A 449-nucleotide genomic window follows, 5' to 3' on the forward strand; every position below is an offset into this window, starting at 1 on the left:
GCCGTGGACAGTGGGATATCCGGGGGCGTTGGCGGCGGCCTTCAGGGCGTCCTGGACCAGTTGCGGGGTGGGATCCACGGGCGTGCCGATGGAGAGGTTGACTGCCCCGCCCGGGTGTTCCGAGGCCTTGGCCACGTAGGGGGCCATGGCCTCCCACGGGTAGTCGGGCAGGTTCAGGCCAAACGAATTCACTGCTGCGGTCACGCTTCCCGTCCGCGTCAGTGGTCTTGGTTCTGCGGCGGCAGGGCGGCGATCATCGGGTGGTCCTTGCCCGTGTTGCCGATCTTGGCCGCGCCACCCGGAGACCCAAGGTCATCGAAGAATTCAACGTTGGCCTTGTAGTAGTCGGCCCATTCCTCGGGAGTGTCATCCTCGTAGTAGATGGCCTCCACCGGGCACACCGGCTCGCATGCGCCGCAGTCGACGCACTCGTCCGGATGGATGTACAG

General features: G+C 65.9%; 1 protein-coding gene and 1 pseudogene. Both read right to left on the minus strand.

The annotated features are described in order from the left end of the window. Positions 1-204: pseudogene (locus tag AC1DKD_RS42105) on the minus strand (hypothetical protein); the annotation flags it as partial. Between the two features lie 14 nt (positions 205-218). Continuing rightward, a partial coding sequence (locus AC1DKD_RS42110; RefSeq protein WP_477144851.1) for a 4Fe-4S dicluster domain-containing protein occupies positions 219-449 on the minus strand: 231 nt, incomplete at its 5' end.

It is taken from the genome of Cupriavidus sp. 05T313, assembly GCF_056396665.1.